Source organism: Providencia sp. PROV205 (assembly GCF_028479505.1).
GTDB classification, from domain to species: domain Bacteria; phylum Pseudomonadota; class Gammaproteobacteria; order Enterobacterales; family Enterobacteriaceae; genus Providencia; species Providencia huaxiensis.
Genome location: NZ_JAMPNU010000028.1, coordinates 1 through 20,041 on the forward strand (window position 1 = coordinate 1; position 20,041 = coordinate 20,041).

A 20,041-nucleotide genomic window follows, 5' to 3' on the forward strand; every position below is an offset into this window, starting at 1 on the left:
TTAACTAATTTGCTTACAATTGAATACCCACTAATTAAAAATAATATTACTGGTCACAGTGATATCGCCCCTGGCCGTAAAACAGATCCTGGTCCATTCTTTGATTGGCTATATTATAAGAATAAGTTAAAGAATTATTAGTTTAATAATTATTAGCGGATAATATCCATATTAAAATTATCCGTTAATGCAATATAGATACATTTATTTTCACCTAATTCATCCTAAAACCCCAGCTTCTATTTTATTCTTGTTATTTATTGCGAAGCTGCTCGAAGAAAAATGCAACCTAACCTACATTTCAATAAACATTTACAAATTGCTTCGCACTCTCTTTTTTAACCTCTAATTTCAAATTAAAAATCTAATTATGATAAAGCCTCACTTAACAACGGAGGTTTTATTTATGAATCAACAAGGCTTTTCACTCATTGAAATTATGGTAGTCATTGCAATCATATCAATTTTAAGTGCTATTGCGATCCCTGGCTATCAAAGCTATATGCAAAAAGCAGCGATTACTGATGTGCTCCAAACCGTCATCCCTTATAAAAACAGTGTAGAAATATGTAGTTTTAACCGGGGTAGTTTATCACAATGCAACGGAGGCAATGATGATATCCCTACCAATATAACCGGGAGATATATTAGTAAAATAGAGGTTAAATCAGGCGTTATTACATTTTCCACAGATAAATCACTAGCAGGCTTAAAGGTTACATTGACACCAACCATTCCATCCTTAAATACTCCCTTTAATTGGGCAGTTGCTTGTGAAAACAAAAATAATATCAAATTAAAGTCATTGTGCGAAAAAACCTTTGTATTTTAATTGGAAATATACATATGAATATATCTAGAAACGATCAATTCATTTATAAAGAACTTAAGAGTCTATGTGATAGGAATTACATTATAATCATCGACTATAATCAAAAACGGTTATCTATAGCTGTAGTTAAAAAGCCGGATGATAATTTAATAGCCACATTAAAATTTATTGCCAGTGTCCCTGTATGCTATGACATTTGGCCGAAAGAAAAAATAGATCATTATTTCAATAATACAACACATGAAATAAAAGAGGAGGAGACACATTATCAACCAAAAGAACCCGAGCCATTAAATACTTCATCCCCTGCGATTAACTTTGTGGATGAATTACTAAAAACAGCGGTTCATAAACGTTCATCGGATATACACCTTGAACCGACTAAGCATGGGTTGAAAATTAGATTACGAGTCGATGGAAAACTATATTTTATTCCTTCTCCTCCTTATGAGATTAATAGTGAAGTTATTGCTCGTATAAAAATACTCGCAAAAATGAATATTGCGGAAAAAAGACTTCCACAAGATGGCCAAATGAGTTGGTACTTTGACGGGCAAAATTATAGCATTCGTCTTTCAAGTATTCCGACAATTCACGGTGAAAAATTAGTCCTACGTATTTTGAATACACAATTAAAATATTCTTTAGAGCACATAGGGATGTGCTCTTCCCTTCTTGATTCATTAAAAGAATATTTAAATCGACCACAAGGGCTAATCTTAGTTACAGGGCCCACAGGAAGCGGTAAAACAGTAACTCTTTATAGTTACTTAGAATATTTAAATCAGTCCTCAAGAAATATAACAACCATTGAGGACCCAATTGAAATTCCACTACAAGGGATCAATCAAACCCAAGTTAATGAAAAATACAAACTTAATTTTTCTTTTATTTTAAGAGCACTTCTGCGACAAGACCCGGATGTCATTATGATTGGTGAAATTCGTGATGAAGAAACAGCCAAAATAGCGACTAGAGCAGCTCAAACTGGCCATCTAGTTTTGTCGACATTACACACAAATTGTACATTCAGTGCAATAGAAAGAATGAATCAACTAGGGATAGAAAATAGCCAACTAAAATCTTGTCTCAAAATGGTCATTGCACAAAGATTGGTACGAAAACTTTGCCCTCACTGCAAAGAAGCAATACCTAAGAAAACCAAACTACATGCTAACCATATAATAAATGAATGGTCAGCAAAAGGGTGTGAACTCTGTTTTTCTGGTTTTATGGGGAGAACCGCAGTTTATGAATATATCGACCATAAAAGCATCTGTGAAATACTCACAAAGAATACACTTGAGAGTCCAAATAATTTTATTAGTCTTTTTAATGCAGGTATAGAACTTGTTGAAATGGGTGAAACAACTCTTCAAGAAATCTATTCCATTATCGGAAATGGAGTGAGTTAACATGTTTATTTATTCATATAGCGCCATTGATTTTAACGATCAACTAACACATAGTACGCTAATAGCGAAGAGTAAAAAGCAGGCTTTCATCAACATATCTGAAAGGAACTTAATTCCTATACACATAAAGCTAAAAACAATATTCACTTTAGACAAAAACAACATTAATTATAGAATTCATTTTTTTCATCAGTTATCTTTATTATCCTCATCCGGTATTAATCTTGTACAATGTTTGAAAATATTACAGACCAACTGCCAACTCCCCTTTTGGATTGATATTATTGAGAACTCAATAATTCATATTGAAAAAGGAGAAAAACTCTCACAGTACTTACAAAAATACCCAATAATCTTTGATAACACAGTAATAAGTATTATTACCATTGCAGAAAAAACAGGTCAATATGAGGAAAGCTTTAGTACAATCAACAAAATTTTAGAGCATAATAATAGAACATCACTACTTATCAACAAGTCAATACGATACCCAATAATCCTTTCTGTATTCTCAATAATATTATTATTCATTATGATGTTCTATGTCGTCCCCCAATTTGAGAGCATCTATGAAAATGTTACACATGAATTACCTCTCATCACAAAAATAATAACCTTTATCTCTAACTCCCTACGAGATTATTCCTCCTATTTATTTATTACTTTACTATTTGCATCCTTTATAGCATTTAAATTTAAGATGAAAACATTAGTTTTATTGAAAAAAACAATCATGCACCTCCCCATATTCAAAAAATCATTACAGTTTCATAATTTAAGCCTATATTTCTTAACGATGCACTCAACTATTAACGTAGGATTGTCATTATCTGAATGCTTGAAATGTACAATTCAAACTATCAGCAATCCTCAATACCAAAAAGACTGTAAATACGTACATATGTCGGTACATAGAGGAGAACTACTGTCCTGTGCAATGAAGCAAACCAAATTTTTCCCTGATTTATCTGTACAGCTAATGTCTATTGCCGAAGAATCTGGAAAAATACACTATTTCTCAAATTATTTATTCAAATATTATTCAGAGCAATATGTTTTTATTACAGAAAGAAACTTAAAAAATCTTGAACCTATTTTACTCCTTTTAATTGCTATACTGGTAGGAATGATCATGTTAGCAATGTATCTACCGATATTTAACTTAGGAAATGTTATAACTGAGTTATAAATAATTTTATGTAGATATGAATATGGTATTTCACCTTAAATATTTTATATAAAAATTTGTTTTTTAACCTATTCATCGTAATATTACTTTGGATGAAGACAAATGATTTATTTCAGTGTAATCTATTTTTTTTCAACGAGTAAATGAATAATCATATGCCTTATATAGTTGCTTTAACTGGTGGTATTGGAAGTGGTAAAACAACCGTTGCAAATGAATTTGCTAAACTTGGAGTCCCCCTAGTTGATGCAGATGTGATTGCTCGGCAGGTTGTTGAGCCAAATACCCCTGCCTTAGAAAGCATTACACGCCACTTTGGTAAGGGTGTTATTCTTCCGAACGGAGAGCTAAATAGACAACGCTTAAGGGAAATTATTTTTTCCAAGCCCGATGAAAAAAAATGGCTGAATGCTTTGCTTCATCCATTGATCCAGCAAGAAACACAAAAGCAATTTCAGCAAATAAATTACCCTTATGTGTTATGGGTAGTCCCTTTATTAATTGAAAATAATATTCATCATTTGGCCGATAGGGTATTAGTTGTTGATGTTACTACTGAAGAGCAAATTCAGCGTACATTAAAAAGAGATAAGACCAGTTTAGAACAAGTTACTAATATACTTAATGCACAAGTTAGCCGTGAAAAACGACTTAATTATGCCAATGATATAATAACAAACCATTCTCATGATACGGATCTCTCAGGCAAGGTCGCTGCTTTTCATAACCAGTACTTAACGCTAGCAAAAATAAAAAAATAGGAATTAAAATGGGCGAATTAATTGCAACAAATTTTATTACTTATGAATACCCAATGAATGAAAAAATTCGTTCGTGGCTGCGCCTTGAAACACTTTTATCTCAAATTTATGAGCTAAGTAATATTACTTCCTACTCTACTGGTATTGCCTTTTTCCGTTCTGTTTCAGAACTAATTGAAATTCTAGATAGAGGAGAGGTACGTTCTGAGCTCATGAAAGAGCTCGAAAAACAACGGATCCAGTTAGCGAATTGGGCCGAAGCGCCTAATGCCGATAACCAATTAATTTCTACATTGCTTGAACAATTATCTGAAACAATCTCCAAATTAATGTCAGCCCCACGTTTTGGCCACCATTTACGAACAGATAAAATTATCAGTATGGTACGTCAACGTTTAAGCATCCCTGGTGGCTGCTGTAGTTTTGATCTCCCCACACTACAGCTTTGGTTGAACATTTCACAGATCGAGCGAAATAAGTCCATCAATGGATGGTTACAAAGCCTCGACCCACTGAAGAATGCATTAAACACCGTTCTTACATTAATTCGACAAAGTGGAAATTTTGAGATAAAAGAATCTCATAATGGTTTTTATCAAGATAATGTCGAGGGTAAAGAGTTACTACGCATCAAATTATCCATTGAACATCTCATTTACCCGCAAATTTCAGGCCATAAAACACGATTTGCCTTACGCTTTCTACATATCGACAGTGAGAATGGTATACTTCCAGATGTTATTAATTTTGAGTTATCCTGTTGCTAGCTAGAGATATATATTTATGAGTGAAATCATTGAAGTAAATTGCCCTACATGTAAAAAGATCGTTGTTTGGAATGAAAATAGCCCTTTCCGGCCATTTTGCAGTAAACGTTGTCAACTTATTGACCTTGGTGAGTGGGCTAGTGAAGAGAAACGAATTGCTAGCCAAGGGGATATATCTGACAGCGATGATTGGAGCTAACAACCAGATAAATAATACGTTAAGTCGCGACAGCATAAAATTAAGTGGAAAATATATCATTGTGTATTTTCCACTTAATATCAATATCAGCTATTATGTTGATCACTTCTCTACGTTAATAAATCAACAATGATACGATTTGCTGGAGGGAATTCATCTGCAATAAGATCATGTTGATAAACCCAACGCGAGTCTTGCCCTTCTTTACCATACGGTTCATTTTCCCACGAAGAAACTATGAAAAAATAGAGTGTAATGAAACGATCATCAAACTCATGATCAACGCGATGAAATAACTCGCTCTTAGTCACTATAATTCCAACTTCCTCTTCAAGCTCACGAACTAATGCTGCTTCAGGAGATTCATTAGTTTCAAGTTTTCCGCCAGGAAACTCCCAAAAACCAGCCATGTGTGAGCCTTCAGGCCGTTTAGTAATAAAAATTTTTTCCTGAGAATTACGAATGATCCCAGCTGCGATATGTAAATGTTTTTTTTCCATAATTTTTTCGTCAAAAAGGCGGGTTACCCCGCCTTTTCTTTATATTAGAGTTAATGATGAACTAGTTTAAGCGACCGTGACATTGCTTATATTTTTTACCTGAACCACAAGGACAAGGATCATTACGACCAATTTTATGACCTTGAGTTGCAATTTTAGCTTCATTTTCAGTCATTAAAGATTCAGCACCTGCTTCATGGCTTAATTGTTGCCTTTTCGCTAAACGCTCAGCTTCTTCACGACGCTGTTGCTCTAATGCTTCAACCTCTTCAGGTAAACGAACTTGTACCTTAGATAAAGTGCTAATGACTTCATATTTCAAGGCTTCAAGCATGTTAGCAAACATGCTGAAAGATTCACGTTTGTATTCTTGCTTAGGATCTTTTTGCGCATAACCACGCAAATGAATACCTTGGCGTAAGTAATCCATTGACGCTAAGTGCTCTTTCCATAACGTGTCTAATGTTTGCAACATGACACCTTTTTCGAAATTACGCATCGCTTCTGCGCCAACAATTTCTTCTTTACGACCATAAACTTCAATCGCTTTTGCCATAATGCGTTCACGCAATGTTTCTTCGTGTAACTCAGGCTCTTTGTCTAACCACTCTTTGATTGGTAAATCGAGGTCAAAATCATTGACTAAACGCTGATGTAAACCTTCAATATCCCACATTTCTTCAAGTGATTGAGGTGGAATATAGGCATCCATAGTTGTGGTTAACACATCCTCACGAATGCTATCAACCGTTTCTTTAATATCACCGCCATCAAGTAATTCATTACGTTGAGTATAAATAGCACGACGCTGGTCACTTGCAACATCATCATATTCAAGTAACTGTTTACGAATATCAAAGTTGCGGCTTTCAACTTTACGCTGTGCGTTAGCGATAGCCTTAGTCACCCATGGGTGCTCGATAGCTTCACCCGGTTTCATACCTAACTTTTTCATCATTCCAGTAACGCGGTCTGAGGCAAAAATACGCATCAGCGCATCTTCCATAGATAGGTAAAAACGAGATGAACCCGCATCCCCTTGACGACCCGCACGACCACGTAACTGGTTATCGATACGACGTGACTCATGACGCTCTGTACCGATAATATGCAAACCACCCGCCGCTAATACTGCATCATGGCGTACTTTCCAGTTTGCTTTGATCTCATCGATTTGCTCTTGGGTTGGCTCTTCTAATGCTGCAACCTCAGTTTGCCAGCTACCACCTAACATAATGTCAGTACCACGACCCGCCATGTTAGTTGCGATCGTCACAGCAGCAGCTTGACCTGCATTCGCGATGATATCCGCTTCCATTGCGTGGAATTTAGCATTCAAAACATTATGAGCAATTTTGGCTTTTTTCAATGCATTAGAAATCAATTCAGATTTCTCGATAGAAATCGTACCAACAAGAACTGGTTGTCCATTGGCGGTTCTTTCGCGAATATCTTCAATAATTGCTGCAAACTTATCAGTTTCGTTCATATAAACGAGATCAGGTAAGTCTTTACGAACCATTGGGCGGTTAGTTGGGATAACAATTGTATCGAGTTTATAAATTGAACTAAATTCAAATGCTTCGGTATCTGCAGTCCCCGTCATACCTGCAAGTTTTTCATATAAACGGAAATAATTCTGGAAAGTAATAGAAGCTAAGGTTTGATTTTCATTTTGAATTTCAACCCCTTCTTTCGCTTCAACTGCTTGGTGTAAACCGTCAGACCAACGACGCCCTTCCATTGTACGGCCAGTGTGTTCATCAACAATGACGATTTGACCATCTTTTACAATATAATCAACGTCTAAGGTAAACAACGCATGTGCACGCAAACCTGCCATTACATGGTGCATTAACATGATGTTAGAAGGCGAATATAGGGACTCACCTTCATCCATTAAACCTTCTTTTACCAGAAGCTCTTCGATTAATACCAGCCCACGTTCAGTTATGGTCACTTGACGTGCTTTTTCATCAACAGAGAAGTGGCCTTCCCCTTGGAAAGTGTCTGAATCTTCTTTCTCTTGACGTTGTAGATGTGGAATAAGTTTATCTACTTTTTGGTACAATTCAGAGCTGTCTTCTGCAGGGCCTGAAATAATCAGCGGTGTACGTGCTTCATCGATAAGAATGGAGTCGACCTCATCCACCAATGCATAATGCAATTTGCGTTGAACACGCTCTTCAGGGCTAAATGCCATGTTGTCGCGTAAGTAGTCGAAACCAAATTCATTATTCGTACCGTAAGTGATATCTGCCGCGTACGCTTCACGTTTTGCAGGAGGAGCCATACCTGGCAGGTTGATACCTACCGTTAGGCCTAAAAATTCAAATAATGGACGGTTATTTTCAGCATCACGTTTGGCTAAGTAGTCATTCACCGTAACTACGTGAACTCCTTTGCCACTTAACGCGTTGATATAAGCGGGCAATGTTGCCGTTAATGTTTTACCCTCACCCGTACGCATTTCAGCGATACAGCGTTCATTCAGTACCATCCCACCGATAAGCTGTACATCAAAGTGACGCATGCCAAATACACGTTTACTCGCTTCACGAACAGTTGCAAATGCTTCAGGAATGATGCTTTCTAAGCTTTCACCTTTCGTTAGACGTTCACGAAACTCCACCGTTTTTGCTTTTAGCTCATCATCAGATAATTTTTCGAAGTCTGGCTCAAGGCGGTTAATTTTTTCAACTTCTTTACGTAAGCGGCGTAACGTGCGGTCATTACGACTACCAAAAACTTTGGTTAAAATCTTTGTTAACATATTTTAATCTCTAATAATCAATTAATTGTTTTAAATTTTAATAAATTTTATGACATAAAACAGCGCAGCAATAAGCTGGCTTGTCATGAATGATGATTAGGCTGTTAACGGACCGGCACGAATACCGTGAACTTGGGCAATCCAAATTGCAGGCTGGTAGGCAATAATATGAGGATAGTTATAATGACTAAATTGGATAACACTTTCATCCCACTGAAGTGAGCGCTGTGCTAACATGGCATACAGCGTATCTAACATCAATTGTGGAACAATAAGCTGTTCAGTCTCTTCTGTTGCAGCGTTTACATCATCGTCTTCCGTTGCCGAAAAAGCAAAAGTTAGCTGCCGAATGACATTTCTTACCGCATGTTGCTGCCAGTAATTTACTGAATAAGATGACGATGATGACGAAGAGCGTTGGGAATTCTGTTGAGCAAATAAATTGTCAAAAGCATTAACAGCTTGGTTTTGGCGATTAACTGGTGAAGAGTTAACCTGTGTATGTTGAGACTCTGATAACGCATTTAAAATTGTAGGCAAGCCGACACCCGTGGCAACCACACCTAATAACAGGTGGGACCAAAAGTATTTTCTACCAAGTTGTCGCCAAAAATTTAAAATGCCCATCAAACTCTTATATAATAAATAAGTGACAAAATTATTATCTGTAATTCGTTGTTTCATTCTCAGCTGGAGCTAAAAATGAGAGATAGTCATCCACAAGCACTTTTTGATGTTCTTGAAGGATCATTGGCAACATCATCGAACACTTTACAAACTATTCAGCGTAATGCAAAAGCAATTATCAAACTGAATCGGGCTGTAAAAGGGTTACTACCGGCTGAAATTAAACCCATGTGCCGTGTTGCAAACTACCGTAATAATATTATGGTCATTGAAGTGGCAAATGCCAGTTGGATGACCCGACTTAATTACGAAAAAATCAATCTTCTTTCTGCATTAAGAACATCTATTCTACCATCTTTATCTTCTATCGACATCAGAATCAATCCCGATCTTGTGCGAAAATCGAAGCAAAATAGCTCAATAACTAAGCAAACAGCTTCAACAAGTCAAAAAATGAACGAACGTCAGATTAGCACACAAACAGCGCAAACACTTTTGAAATTAGCGGAAAATAGCCCGAAAGGATTAAAAGAAAGATTTGAGCGGCTGGCTGCACTAGCCGGAGAGAGTACTAGTGCAACCAACAGAAAAGGCTAGCTTCGATTAGCTTTCGAAGGTAGCTGCATAATCAAGTATTATGCAAACACCGTTGAAGGTGCTTTGAATGCGACAGGCAATTGAGCTTCGTCTTCAAATGTGACGAGGTCCCAAGCAGATTCTTTCGCTAAAACTGCTTGTAACAGCTTGTTATTCAATGCATGGCCTGACTTAAACGCAGTGAATGCGCCAATAATGTTGTGCCCACACATGAATAAATCACCAATTGCATCTAACATTTTGTGACGAACGAATTCATCTTCAAAACGTAAACCATCTTCGTTAAGAACTTTATAGTCATCAACAACGATGGCGCAGTCGAAACTACCGCCTAAGCATAAGCCTTTTGATTGCAGATATTCAATATCACGCATAAAGCCAAAAGTACGCGCACGGCTAATTTGATTTACAAATGATTCCGCTGAGAAATCAAGTGAGTAGCGTTGTGTGCTACTATCAATTGCTGGGTGTTGAAAATCAATTGTGAAATCAAGGCTAAACCCATTATAAGGTCGCATTTCAGCCCATTTATCACCATCTTCAACGCGTACAGTTTCTTTTATACGTAAAAATTTCTTCGCACAATTTAACTCTTCAATACCGCCATCAAGCAGTAAGAATACAAATGGTGCTGCACTGCCATCCATAATAGGGATTTCAGGCGCATTGACTTCAATAACAATGTTATCGATACCTAACCCTGCTAAGGCAGCATTCAAATGCTCAACAGTCGAAATACGCACGTTATCTTCATTAACTAAGCATGTACATAACATGGTGTCACGAACTGATTTCGCATCTGCCGGAAAATCAACCGGTGGATTAAGGTCAGTACGACGGTAGATGACCCCGGTATTGGCCGGCGCTGGACGTAATGTAAGCGTAACTTTCTTGCCGGTATGTAAACCAACACCAGTCGCTGTAATAATACGTTTTAGTGTCCGTTGTTTGATCATCGTATTTTTCTCGCAATGTTATAAGTCCTACTGATCATCATACAAGATAATCAGTAGGAAATTTTAGCACAAAAAGCGGAGAAACCAATATAAATAAAATTAATCGGCCTGCTTACGCAAGAACGCAGGAATATCAAGATAATCTGGTTCTTTGTTTGTTTGCGTATTTTGGTCGTTAACTGCTTTAGCAGCTGGTTTCTCTTCTGTTAATGAAGACATGCTATTTTGCATTTGCTGATAGCGTTGCTCCATTGACGCCTGCTGAGACATTTTGTTGCTAACTAAAGTAATTTCTGGACGTTTGTCCATACCAATACCTGTAGCAACAACAGTGACACGCAGTTCTTCGTGCATTTCTGGGTCAAGAGATGTACCGATTACCACTGTTGCATTATCAGATGCGAAGGCACGAATAGTGTTACCTACCGTTTCAAACTCATCTAAACGCAGGTCGAAGCCAGCCGTGATGTTAACTAATACACCACGTGCACCAGACAGGTCGATATCTTCAAGAAGTGGACTAGAAATAGCCATTTCTGCCGCTTCTTCTGCTCTATCTTCACCACGAGCAACACCTGACCCCATCATCGCGTAGCCCATTTCTGACATCACAGTACGTACGTCAGCAAAGTCTACGTTCATTAAACCTGGGCGAGTAATCAGTTCAGCGATACCTTGTACTGCACCTTTTAGTACGTCATTTGCCGCACCGAAAGCATCCAGTAATGAGATACCACGACCAAGTACTTTTAATAATTTATCATTTGGGATAGTGATCAGTGAGTCAACATGTTTTGACAACTCAGTGATACCGGCTTCTGCGAATGCCATGCGTTTTTTCCCTTCGAAATTGAAAGGTTTAGTCACAACAGCAACTGTCAGAATACCCAATTCTTTGGCAACTTCGGCAACAACCGGAGCTGCGCCAGTCCCTGTGCCACCGCCCATACCGGCTGCGATAAAGACCATATCTGCGCCATCTAAAGCATTACGCAGCGCTTCACGGTCCTCTTCAGCGGCATTACGGCCAACTTCAGGGTTTGCACCTGCACCCAGACCTTTGGTAATACCTGTACCGATCTGGATAGTTTGTCCAACTGCGGTTTTACGCAGCGCTTGTGCATCTGTATTGACAGCGAAGAATTCGACGCCTTCAATACGTTCACGCACCATGTGTTCAACGGCATTTCCGCCGCCGCCGCCAACGCCGATGACTTTAATCACCGCATCGTTGGTTAGCTCCATTGGTTCAAACATAATGTCTCTCCGTTTTGTGCTTACTACTTTTGAAGCTAATAATATGCTTCTTTATCAAAATTAAAATTCTTTTCTCAGCCAACTGGTGATTTTACTAAACCATCCGCTAACTGATGCACGTTTTTCTACTTCGGTATCATCGCCTAAGTGACTTTCTTTACCGTAATGCAGAAGCCCTACTGCTGTTGAGTAATATGGCTCCTGCGCATAATCCGTTAACCCTGTGATGTTGAGCGGTGTACCAATTCGCACTTGCGTATGGAACACTTTTTGCGCACATTCGACTAGACCGTCAATTTGTGCGGCTCCACCCGTCAACACGATACCAGCTGCCAAATGGTGTTTGACACCTTGTTGACGCAACTGTTCCTGTAAATTTAAAATTTCTTCATTTACTAAGTTTAACAGCTCAGTATACCGTGGCTCGATAACTTCTGCTAAGGTTTGACGCTGTAAACTTCGTGGTGGTCGCCCACCAACACTTGGCACTTCGACAGTTTCATCTTTACTAACGATAGAACCGACTGCACAACCATGACGCACTTTAATGGCTTCGGCATCACTTGGAGGTGTTCCAAACGCATACGCGATGTCACTTGTCACCACGTTACCTGCATAGGGGATCACTTTCGTATGACGCAAAGCCCCACCAGTATAAACCGCCATATCCATAGTACCGCCGCCGATATCGACGACACATACACCTAATTCACGCTCATCTTCCGTCAAAACGCTATAACTTGCAGCGAGACCAGCAAAAATAAGCTGATCAACTTTTAACCCACAACGTTCAACGGCTTTAACAATATTTTTCGCCATATCGTTATGGCAGGTAATCAAATGAACTTTAGCTTGCATACGTACACCCGATAAACCAACTGGGTTTTTAATCCCTTCTTGGTAATCTATTGCAAATTCTTGCGGTATCACGTGCAAAATTCTGTGTTCATCACGAACACGCACTGATTTTGCTGTATGCACAACACTGTCAACATCTTCTTGCGTCACTTCTTCTTCTGAAACTGGCACCATACCAATTTCATTTTGGCAACTGACGTGCTTACCCGATAGTGCAAGGTAAACCGATGAAATTTGGCAGTCGGCCATAAGTTCCGCCTGATCAATGGCTCTTTGTACACATTTTACCACTGATTCAAGGTCGTTTACGCCACCTTTGTCCATTCCACGAGATGGACAACTTCCCACCCCAATAATATTAACCATACCATCGGGCAGAATTTCGCCAACAAGGGCTGATACCTTGGAAGTTCCAATTTCAAGGCCTACCACTAATTTTCTGTCCGTTGCTTTAATCATTTTTTCTGCCTAATTTTTGTTATTAGTCATCGTCTTTATTGTAACTCCGGTGGAGCATCGACCAAGAGTGGCGCCCAGCCCACCGCAGCACCACTGGAATAACGTAAGTCAACATAGTCAACACGTTTATCCGTTGTTTGCTGCAAAAGCGGATACAGTTCAAGGAACCTATTTAACCGCTCTGACACTTCTTTCTTACCTAATTCAATTCTAACATCGTTGTCTAAAATAATTTGCCATGCGTGTCTGGCTGTCATCGATAGTGATTTTAGCTTTAGGTTATGTGCCGCTAATGTGTTCTTAAAGATAGAATATTCTTTGAGAACCTCTTTCTGGCTACCTTGTGGCCCATAAAGCAACACATAGTCCCCTTTACCATTTTCGCTAACCGGCAAATTAAATACTCGGCCTTGTTCATCCACCATGTTTTGATCATTCCACCTAGCGAATGGGCGGTATTCAACAATATGAATTTTCAATTCATCTGGCCATTGTTTACGCACTGTCACTTGGCGTACCCATGGCATCATACTTATTTGGTTTTGGATAGCGTTGACATCGACGGTCATAAACGTTCCCGGCTGCCCTAACGCTAAAATGGCCTTTCTGACATCATCATTTTTGGTGTAATGGCGTTCACCCGTTAGCACCAATTTAGACATCGGCAGCCTGTCAGCATCTTTCATCCAAGTCATCACCATCCAACCACTCCAGATGATAGTGCCAACCACAAATAGAAAGAAAAATAACCCACCTAAAAACGCACCATTACTTGGCCCTGAACGCGGATCCTCGTCGTTCTTCTGATTATGATGCCTAACATTTAGTGCTGCTTGTGACATATCAACGAGCCAATTTCAAAATTTGTACAACTAACTGTGAAAAACTCATCCCCGCTTGACGAGCTGCCATCGGTACTAAGCTATGGCTTGTCATACCTGGCGATGTATTAACTTCCAGCAGATAAAATTGACCATCGTTATCTTGCATTACATCAACTCGTCCCCAACCTTCGCAGCCAACAACTTGGTATGCTTTCAGCGCTAAGTCTGTGAGTTCAGACTCGAGCTGTTCACCTAGGCCACTTGGGCAAAAGTATTGGGTTTCATCAGATAAATATTTCGCTTCGTAATCATAAAAAATACCCGGTGGTTGAATACGAATTGACGGCAGAGCGTTATCTCCCAACACTGCAACCGTGAACTCAGGGCCACTCAACCATTTTTCAATTAACAATGTTTCATCAAATTGAAACGCGAGCTCCAATGCAGCGGGCAATGCCTCTAAGCTATCAACTTTACTCATGCCAACACTTGAGCCTTCTAGGCTCGGCTTCACAATGAGCGGTAACCCTAGCAATTGTACTTTAGCAACAATTTGTTCACGAGAAGCCTGCTTATACTGCTGCTTTGTTAAGTAAACATATGGCGATACACTTAGCCCTGCACCTTGCCATAATTGTTTTGTTCTCAGCTTATCCATGCTAAGTGCACAAGCCATAACACCACTGCCGGTATAAGGCAGATTTAATGTTTCTAGCAGCCCTTGCAATGTCCCGTCTTCACCACCACGGCCATGTAATGCAATAAAAACTTTATTGAAACCTGCATCTTTCAGTGTTTCTACAGGGAAATCTTGGGGGTCAATAGGATGAGCATCAATGCCTGCTTGGCGTAACCCCGCCAGCACAGCATTTCCTGACTGAAGTGAAACCTCACGTTCAGCGGATGAGCCCCCTAATAGAACCGCAACTTTCTCTGTCATTTTTATTCCTCAACCATCGGTGGCTGTAATTTTGCTTCTGCCAAGTTTTTGGCTATTTTACCAATATTTCCTGCGCCTTGAACTAAAATTAAATCATTTTCATCAAGAGTTTGAGCTAAAATATGTGGAATTTGTTCAGTATCTGCTACATAAATAGGATCAATCTGACCGCGGCCACGAATTGTTCTACATAATGAGCGGCTATCCGCACCCGGTACATGCTTTTCACCCGCTGAATATACATCTAGCATTAGCAGCACATCTACCTGCCCTAAAACATTAACAAAATCATCGTATAAGTCACGAGTACGAGTATAACGATGCGGTTGGAATACCATAACAATGCGTTTATCTGGCCAACCTGCTCTCGCTGCTTTAATCGTTGCGTCAACTTCCGTTGGGTGGTGACCATAGTCATCGACTAGCATCACTTCCCCCTCTTTACCATTCACATTACGCAGAGGGAAATTCCCTAGGAAATCAAAGCGACGACCCGTACCTTGAAATTCAACTAGTGCAGATAAAATATGAAGGTCATCAATACCTTCTTCAGTTGCAACAGCAACGGCAGCTGTCGCATTAAGGGCATTGTGACGTCCCGGTGCATTTAGAACCACCGTCAGCTCTGGCATATTTTCACGGGCAATGGTGAAAAAGCCTTGATTTCCTTTTTGCTCATATTGGGTGATACGCACATCAGCGTCTTCACTAAAACCATAAGTGGTAATGTAACGACCAATTTTTGGTAGTAACGAGCGGATCACTGGGTCATCAATACACATCACTGCACGCCCGTAAAATGGCAGATTGTGCAAGAAATTAATGAAGGTATTCGTTAAATTATCGAAGTCGCCTTGGTAAGTATCCATATGGTCTGCTTCGATATTTGTCACAACGGCAACTAACGGTTGCAAATGTAAGAACGAAGCATCGCTTTCATCAGCTTCTGCTATCAAGTAGCGGCTACTACCTAAACGCGCGTGTGTTCCTGCTGATTTAACTAAGCCCCCATTCACAAATGTAGGGTCAAGGCCTGCTTGTGCATAAATCCCAGAAATCATTGCTGTGGTGGTGGTTTTCCCGTGGGTACCTGCAACGGCAATACCATGACGGTAACGCATTAATTCAGCTAACATTTCTGCACGGCGAATAACTGGAATACGCAATTCTTTGGCGGCTTGAATTTCAGGATTCTCGCTTGAAATCGCTGTTGATACGACGACAACGCTCGCATTTTCAACGTTCTCTGGGCGGTGATTAAAGTAAATCGTTGCGCCTAATGCGGTTAATTGTTGTGTCACTGCATTGGGTGCTAAATCTGAACCGCTAATTTCATAGCCTTCATTTGCCAACACTTCAGCGATACCACCCATGCCAGCACCGCCGATGCCGACAAAATGGATGTGCCTGACTCTTCTCATTTCTGGCACTGATGTTCTTAATTTCGCTAATTGTTGTGTATTCACTATATTTCTTCGCTTCTAATTAATTCGGTATCAATTATGGCTAATATTATTTAGCCACTTCGCAAATCACGGCAGCAACTCGTTCTGTTGCATCAGTAATTGCACAGCTATGCGCTTTTTCAGCCATTGAGAGTAATTCGTTTCTATCCCATTGCTCTAATAAGCTCGCCACAGCATCTGCGGTAAATTGTGACTGTTCTAAAATTTTAGCCGCCCCTGCTTTTTCTAGCGGTAATGCATTCCAATACTGCTGACGGTCTTTATGTTGAAAAGGAACAAAAATAGCCGGTAAACCTGCGGCTGCAATTTCACTTACTGTTAGTGCACCAGACCGACAGACGACAATATCTGCCCATGCGTAAGCTTGCGCCATATCATCAATAAATTCAGTAACTTTATACTCGGAATTGCCTGAAACTTGCATATGCTCATTATACAATGCTTCTGTTGATTCCTTACTGCCTTTTCCCGCTTGATGCCAGATATTTAACTGTTTGCCTACTTTTTCAGCAACAAGAGGCATCACTTGATTCAAAACCCGTGCCCCTTGGCTACCACCAACGACTAATACGCGTACAGCGCCTTCTCGGCCTGCTAAACGTACCTGGGGTGCCGGTAGTGCTAAAACATCTTCACGTACCGGGTTCCCGACAACTGGTGCGTCAGGAAATGCGCCCGGAAAGGCTTGTAACACTCTTTTTGCGATCCGCGATAACCATTTATTCGTTAAACCCGCGATTCCATTTTGTTCATGAAGCACAACGGGTACACCGCATTGCCATGCCGCAATACCACCAGGACCTGAAACATAGCCCCCCATGCCTAATACTGCATCTGGCTGATAACGTTTGATAATCGTTTTTGCTTGGCGGATAGCTTTATAAATACGCCATGGTGCCCCCAGTTGTGCGGCAATACCTTTACCCCTGAGTCCCGAAATTTGAATGAATTCAATATCGATACCATGCTTAGGGACTAATGTGGCTTCCATTCGGTCAGCCGTACCTAACCAACGGATCTCCCAGCCTTGAGCCTGCAAATAATGAGCCACAGCTAACCCCGGAAAAACATGCCCTCCGGTTCCACCTGCCATGACGAGTAATTTCTTTGCCTGACTCATTTAGTGCTCCTTACAAACGCCTGCGCTTTTTCAAGGCGTGTTTCAAAATCAATTCTCAGTAATATCGCAATGGCGGCAGCCATCACCAGTAAACTCGAACCACCATAACTAATTAACGGCAGTGTTAAACCTTTTGTTGGTAACATGCCTGATGCGGCACCGACGTTAACCAAAGCTTGGAAGGTAAACCAAATACCAATTGAACAAGCCAAATAACCACCGAATAATTGGTTCGACATCAATGCGCGACGGCCAATCATCATCGCCCTAAATGCCAACATAAAGACCATCAGCAGAACCAATACAACGCCAAAGTACCCGAGCTCTTCGGCTAAAACTGAGAAAATAAAGTCAGTATGTGCTTCTGGCAAGTATTCTAATTTTTGTACTGAATTTCCTAACCCTTGCCCAAACATTTCACCACGACCAAAGGCCATTAAAGATTGGGTTAGCTGATAACCACTGCCAAACGGGTCATCCCACGGGTTCAAAAACGACGTCACTCGACGTAAGCGGTACGGCTCGAACCAAATCAAAGCCAATACCCCCACCGCACAAGCGGCAATACCAATAATAAAGGGGGCTAACCTTGCTCCCGCTAAAAACAACAACCCCAGAGTGGTTACCACTAATACGATAACGGTCCCTAAGTCAGGTTGTAATAAAAGCAATGACGCCATCACAATCAAAATACACATCGGTTTGATAAAGCCAAGAAAACGGGTTCTGACTTCATCAGACTTACGCACTAAATAACTGGACACGTAACAGAATAACGTAAATTTCGAAATTTCTGCCGGTTGAATTTTAACCAAACCGATATCTATCCAGCGAGATGCCCCGTTAACTGAACTCCCTGCCACCAGTACCACGACGAGCATGCCAAGTGAAACCATCAACAATACGAAGTTGTACTTTTCCCAAACCGCCATCGGAATACGCATGACACCTAGGGCTAAAATAAACGCGATGACGATATACACCACATCACGTTTAGCAAAATAAAAAGGATCTTCCGTTAAGCGCTGGCCAACTGGCATGGAGGCGGATGTGACCATAATAAAACCCACCGCGGCTAAACCGAATGCCAACCACACCAATGTACGGTCGTAAAGCGTTGAGCCTGAAATCACGCCATTTTTTTCACCAATGACCCAATTTTTTAAACGCATCGCACCCGGTATCGTCATTAACCTAGCTCCTGGGCTAATTGAGCAAAGACGGTCCCACGCTGCTCAAAACTTTTAAACTGATCCAAGCTGGCACATGCAGGGGATAACAACACCATGTCCCCCGCTTTTAATTGTGGCGCAATTTGGCGTAAGCTTTGTTCCATAGTTTCAGTCAATACGGATTTTTCAGGTGCCATATCGGCTAATGCTTTCCCATCACGACCAAAACAGTATAGACGGTAGTTATCCGCAGCAATATATTGTTTTAATGGTGAAAAATCAGCTGACTTACCATCACCACCCAATAATAAATAGATATTGCCATCCACATGTAACCCATTTAACGCCGCTTCCGTACTTCCAACGTTTGTGGCTTTAGAGTCATTAATCCAGCGCACACCGTTGTTGAATAACACTAACTCGAAGCGATGTGCTAGCCCCGTATATTCTTTCAAGACTTGAAGGCATGCAGGGCGAGGAACATTTACGGCATCCGCCAATGCTAACGCGGCTAACCCATTGAGATAATTATGTTGACCCGTTAGGTGCATTTCGTTGACATCGAGCAGCTCTTTTCCTTTCGCCACTAACACCCGTTTTTGAGTATCAAAGAAATAATCACCACTATTTAAGCCAAAGCTAATGCATTCACCCAATGTATGGTTCGTAGGTAAGGTCAGCGCATCTTGTACGTTAACAATGCAGTTTTGAGCATTGTGATAAATTTTTAATTTCGCTTCACGGTACTGTTCTAGACCTAATGGATATCTATCCATATGATCTTCACTAATATTTAAGACCGTCGCAGCGGTCGCCTCTAGGCTTGATGTGGTTTCTAGTTGGAAGCTTGAAAGCTCTAAAACGTATAAACGATGCCCTGCATTGAGTAATGAAAGCGCAGGCGTACCAATATTTCCACCAACACCAACTGAAATACCCGCTACTTTCGCCATTTCACCCACCAATGACGTGACGGTACTTTTACCATTTGAACCGGTAATGGCGACAATCGGTGCATCCGCTTCACGGCAAAACAGTTCGATATCACCCACAATTTCGATGCCGTTTTCTGCCGCTTGCTGTAACTGAGGCGTTGCCAACGCAATTCCTGGACTAGCAACAATTAAATCGGCTGCTTGTAGCCAGCTATTATTCAAGCTACCGCTATGGCATTCCACACTTGCTGGGAGTTTGTCTACACCTGGCGGCACTGCACGGGTATCCATAACACGGGGTACAACACCACGTGCCAAGAAAAAGTGAACGCAAGATAGGCCGGTGATCCCCAGCCCAATAATGACTACGTTCTTACCCTGATAATCGACCATA

General features: G+C 40.4%; 19 protein-coding genes and 1 pseudogene. 8 read left to right on the plus strand and 12 right to left on the minus strand.

Going from position 1 to position 20,041, the window contains the following annotated elements:
* The 7 genes and pseudogenes from PR800_RS16035 to yacG form a co-directional block, all read left to right on the plus strand.
* Nucleotides 1-141 (plus strand): annotated as a pseudogene (locus PR800_RS16035) (1,6-anhydro-N-acetylmuramyl-L-alanine amidase AmpD); the annotation flags it as partial.
* A gap of 265 nt (nt 142-406) precedes the next feature.
* A complete protein-coding gene (gene ppdD / locus PR800_RS16040) occupies nt 407-832 on the plus strand; it encodes a prepilin peptidase-dependent pilin (RefSeq protein WP_195697534.1) in 426 nt (141 codons plus the stop codon).
* 14 nt (nt 833-846) lie between these two features.
* Nucleotides 847-2,247 (plus strand): ATPase, T2SS/T4P/T4SS family, encoded by a 1,401-nt coding sequence (locus tag PR800_RS16045; protein WP_272531136.1) that lies wholly within the window; start codon nt 847-849, stop codon nt 2,245-2,247.
* 1 nt (nt 2,248) lies between these two features.
* On the plus strand, nt 2,249-3,436 hold the full coding sequence (locus PR800_RS16050; protein ID WP_272531137.1) for a type II secretion system F family protein: 1,188 nt from the start codon (nt 2,249-2,251) through the stop codon (nt 3,434-3,436).
* A gap of 155 nt (nt 3,437-3,591) precedes the next feature.
* Nucleotides 3,592-4,197, plus strand: a complete 606-nt coding sequence (coaE, locus tag PR800_RS16055) for a dephospho-CoA kinase (RefSeq protein WP_102137402.1) — start codon at nt 3,592-3,594, stop codon at nt 4,195-4,197.
* Nucleotides 4,198-4,205: 8 nt separating this feature from the next.
* Nucleotides 4,206-4,964 (plus strand): cell division protein ZapD, encoded by a 759-nt coding sequence (zapD, locus tag PR800_RS16060; protein WP_102137401.1) that lies wholly within the window; start codon nt 4,206-4,208, stop codon nt 4,962-4,964.
* A 16-nt stretch (nt 4,965-4,980) separates the two neighbouring features.
* A complete protein-coding gene (yacG, locus tag PR800_RS16065) occupies nt 4,981-5,163 on the plus strand; it encodes a DNA gyrase inhibitor YacG (RefSeq protein WP_272531138.1) in 183 nt (60 codons plus the stop codon).
* A 110-nt stretch (nt 5,164-5,273) separates the two neighbouring features.
* Here the strand turns inward: yacG and mutT are convergent, their stop codons facing one another.
* From mutT to secM, 3 genes are all read right to left on the minus strand, one after another.
* Nucleotides 5,274-5,663, minus strand: coding sequence for an 8-oxo-dGTP diphosphatase MutT (mutT, locus tag PR800_RS16070; protein WP_210848582.1), 390 nt, complete (start codon nt 5,661-5,663; stop codon nt 5,274-5,276).
* A gap of 61 nt (nt 5,664-5,724) precedes the next feature.
* A complete protein-coding gene (secA, locus tag PR800_RS16075) occupies nt 5,725-8,436 on the minus strand; it encodes a preprotein translocase subunit SecA (protein ID WP_102137399.1) in 2,712 nt (903 codons plus the stop codon).
* A 96-nt stretch (nt 8,437-8,532) separates the two neighbouring features.
* Nucleotides 8,533-9,063, minus strand: coding sequence for a secA translation cis-regulator SecM (gene secM, locus PR800_RS16080; protein ID WP_210843285.1), 531 nt, complete (start codon nt 9,061-9,063; stop codon nt 8,533-8,535).
* Between the two features lie 75 nt (nt 9,064-9,138).
* Between secM and PR800_RS16085 the strand changes: the two genes are divergently transcribed.
* Nucleotides 9,139-9,660: a DUF721 domain-containing protein gene (locus PR800_RS16085; RefSeq protein ID WP_210843287.1), complete on the plus strand. Its 522-nt coding sequence runs from the start codon at nt 9,139-9,141 to the stop codon at nt 9,658-9,660.
* 38 nt (nt 9,661-9,698) lie between these two features.
* Here the strand turns inward: PR800_RS16085 and lpxC are convergent, their stop codons facing one another.
* The 9 genes from lpxC to murD all read right to left on the minus strand — a co-directional run bounded on the left by lpxC (nt 9,699) and on the right by murD (nt 20,040).
* A complete protein-coding gene (gene lpxC, locus PR800_RS16090; protein ID WP_004262020.1) occupies nt 9,699-10,616 on the minus strand; it encodes a UDP-3-O-acyl-N-acetylglucosamine deacetylase in 918 nt (305 codons plus the stop codon).
* A gap of 99 nt (nt 10,617-10,715) precedes the next feature.
* Nucleotides 10,716-11,873 (minus strand): cell division protein FtsZ, encoded by a 1,158-nt coding sequence (ftsZ, locus tag PR800_RS16095; RefSeq protein ID WP_004262022.1) that lies wholly within the window; start codon nt 11,871-11,873, stop codon nt 10,716-10,718.
* A gap of 60 nt (nt 11,874-11,933) precedes the next feature.
* The gene (ftsA, locus tag PR800_RS16100) at nt 11,934-13,190 is read right to left on the minus strand and encodes a cell division protein FtsA (protein ID WP_004262024.1); all 1,257 of its coding nucleotides are present in this window, start codon (nt 13,188-13,190) and stop codon (nt 11,934-11,936) included.
* A gap of 35 nt (nt 13,191-13,225) precedes the next feature.
* Nucleotides 13,226-14,032, minus strand: a complete 807-nt coding sequence (gene ftsQ / locus PR800_RS16105; RefSeq protein WP_102137396.1) for a cell division protein FtsQ — start codon at nt 14,030-14,032, stop codon at nt 13,226-13,228.
* A gap of 1 nt (nt 14,033) precedes the next feature.
* A complete protein-coding gene (locus PR800_RS16110) occupies nt 14,034-14,954 on the minus strand; it encodes a D-alanine--D-alanine ligase (protein WP_210848580.1) in 921 nt (306 codons plus the stop codon).
* 2 nt (nt 14,955-14,956) lie between these two features.
* Nucleotides 14,957-16,420, minus strand: coding sequence for a UDP-N-acetylmuramate--L-alanine ligase (murC, locus tag PR800_RS16115; RefSeq protein ID WP_102137394.1), 1,464 nt, complete (start codon nt 16,418-16,420; stop codon nt 14,957-14,959).
* Between the two features lie 46 nt (nt 16,421-16,466).
* Nucleotides 16,467-17,540: an undecaprenyldiphospho-muramoylpentapeptide beta-N-acetylglucosaminyltransferase gene (murG, locus tag PR800_RS16120; protein WP_195697540.1), complete on the minus strand. Its 1,074-nt coding sequence runs from the start codon at nt 17,538-17,540 to the stop codon at nt 16,467-16,469.
* The gene (ftsW, locus tag PR800_RS16125) at nt 17,537-18,730 is read right to left on the minus strand and encodes a cell division protein FtsW (protein WP_102137392.1); all 1,194 of its coding nucleotides are present in this window, start codon (nt 18,728-18,730) and stop codon (nt 17,537-17,539) included. Before ftsW ends, murG begins: the two co-directional genes overlap by 4 nt.
* Nucleotides 18,730-20,040 carry a UDP-N-acetylmuramoyl-L-alanine--D-glutamate ligase gene (murD, locus tag PR800_RS16130; RefSeq protein ID WP_239979049.1) on the minus strand — a complete coding sequence of 437 codons (1,311 nt, stop codon included), beginning with the start codon at nt 20,038-20,040 and terminating at the stop codon, nt 18,730-18,732. The genes ftsW and murD overlap by 1 nt, the downstream gene beginning before the upstream one ends.
* Nucleotide 20,041 lies beyond the last annotated feature (1 nt).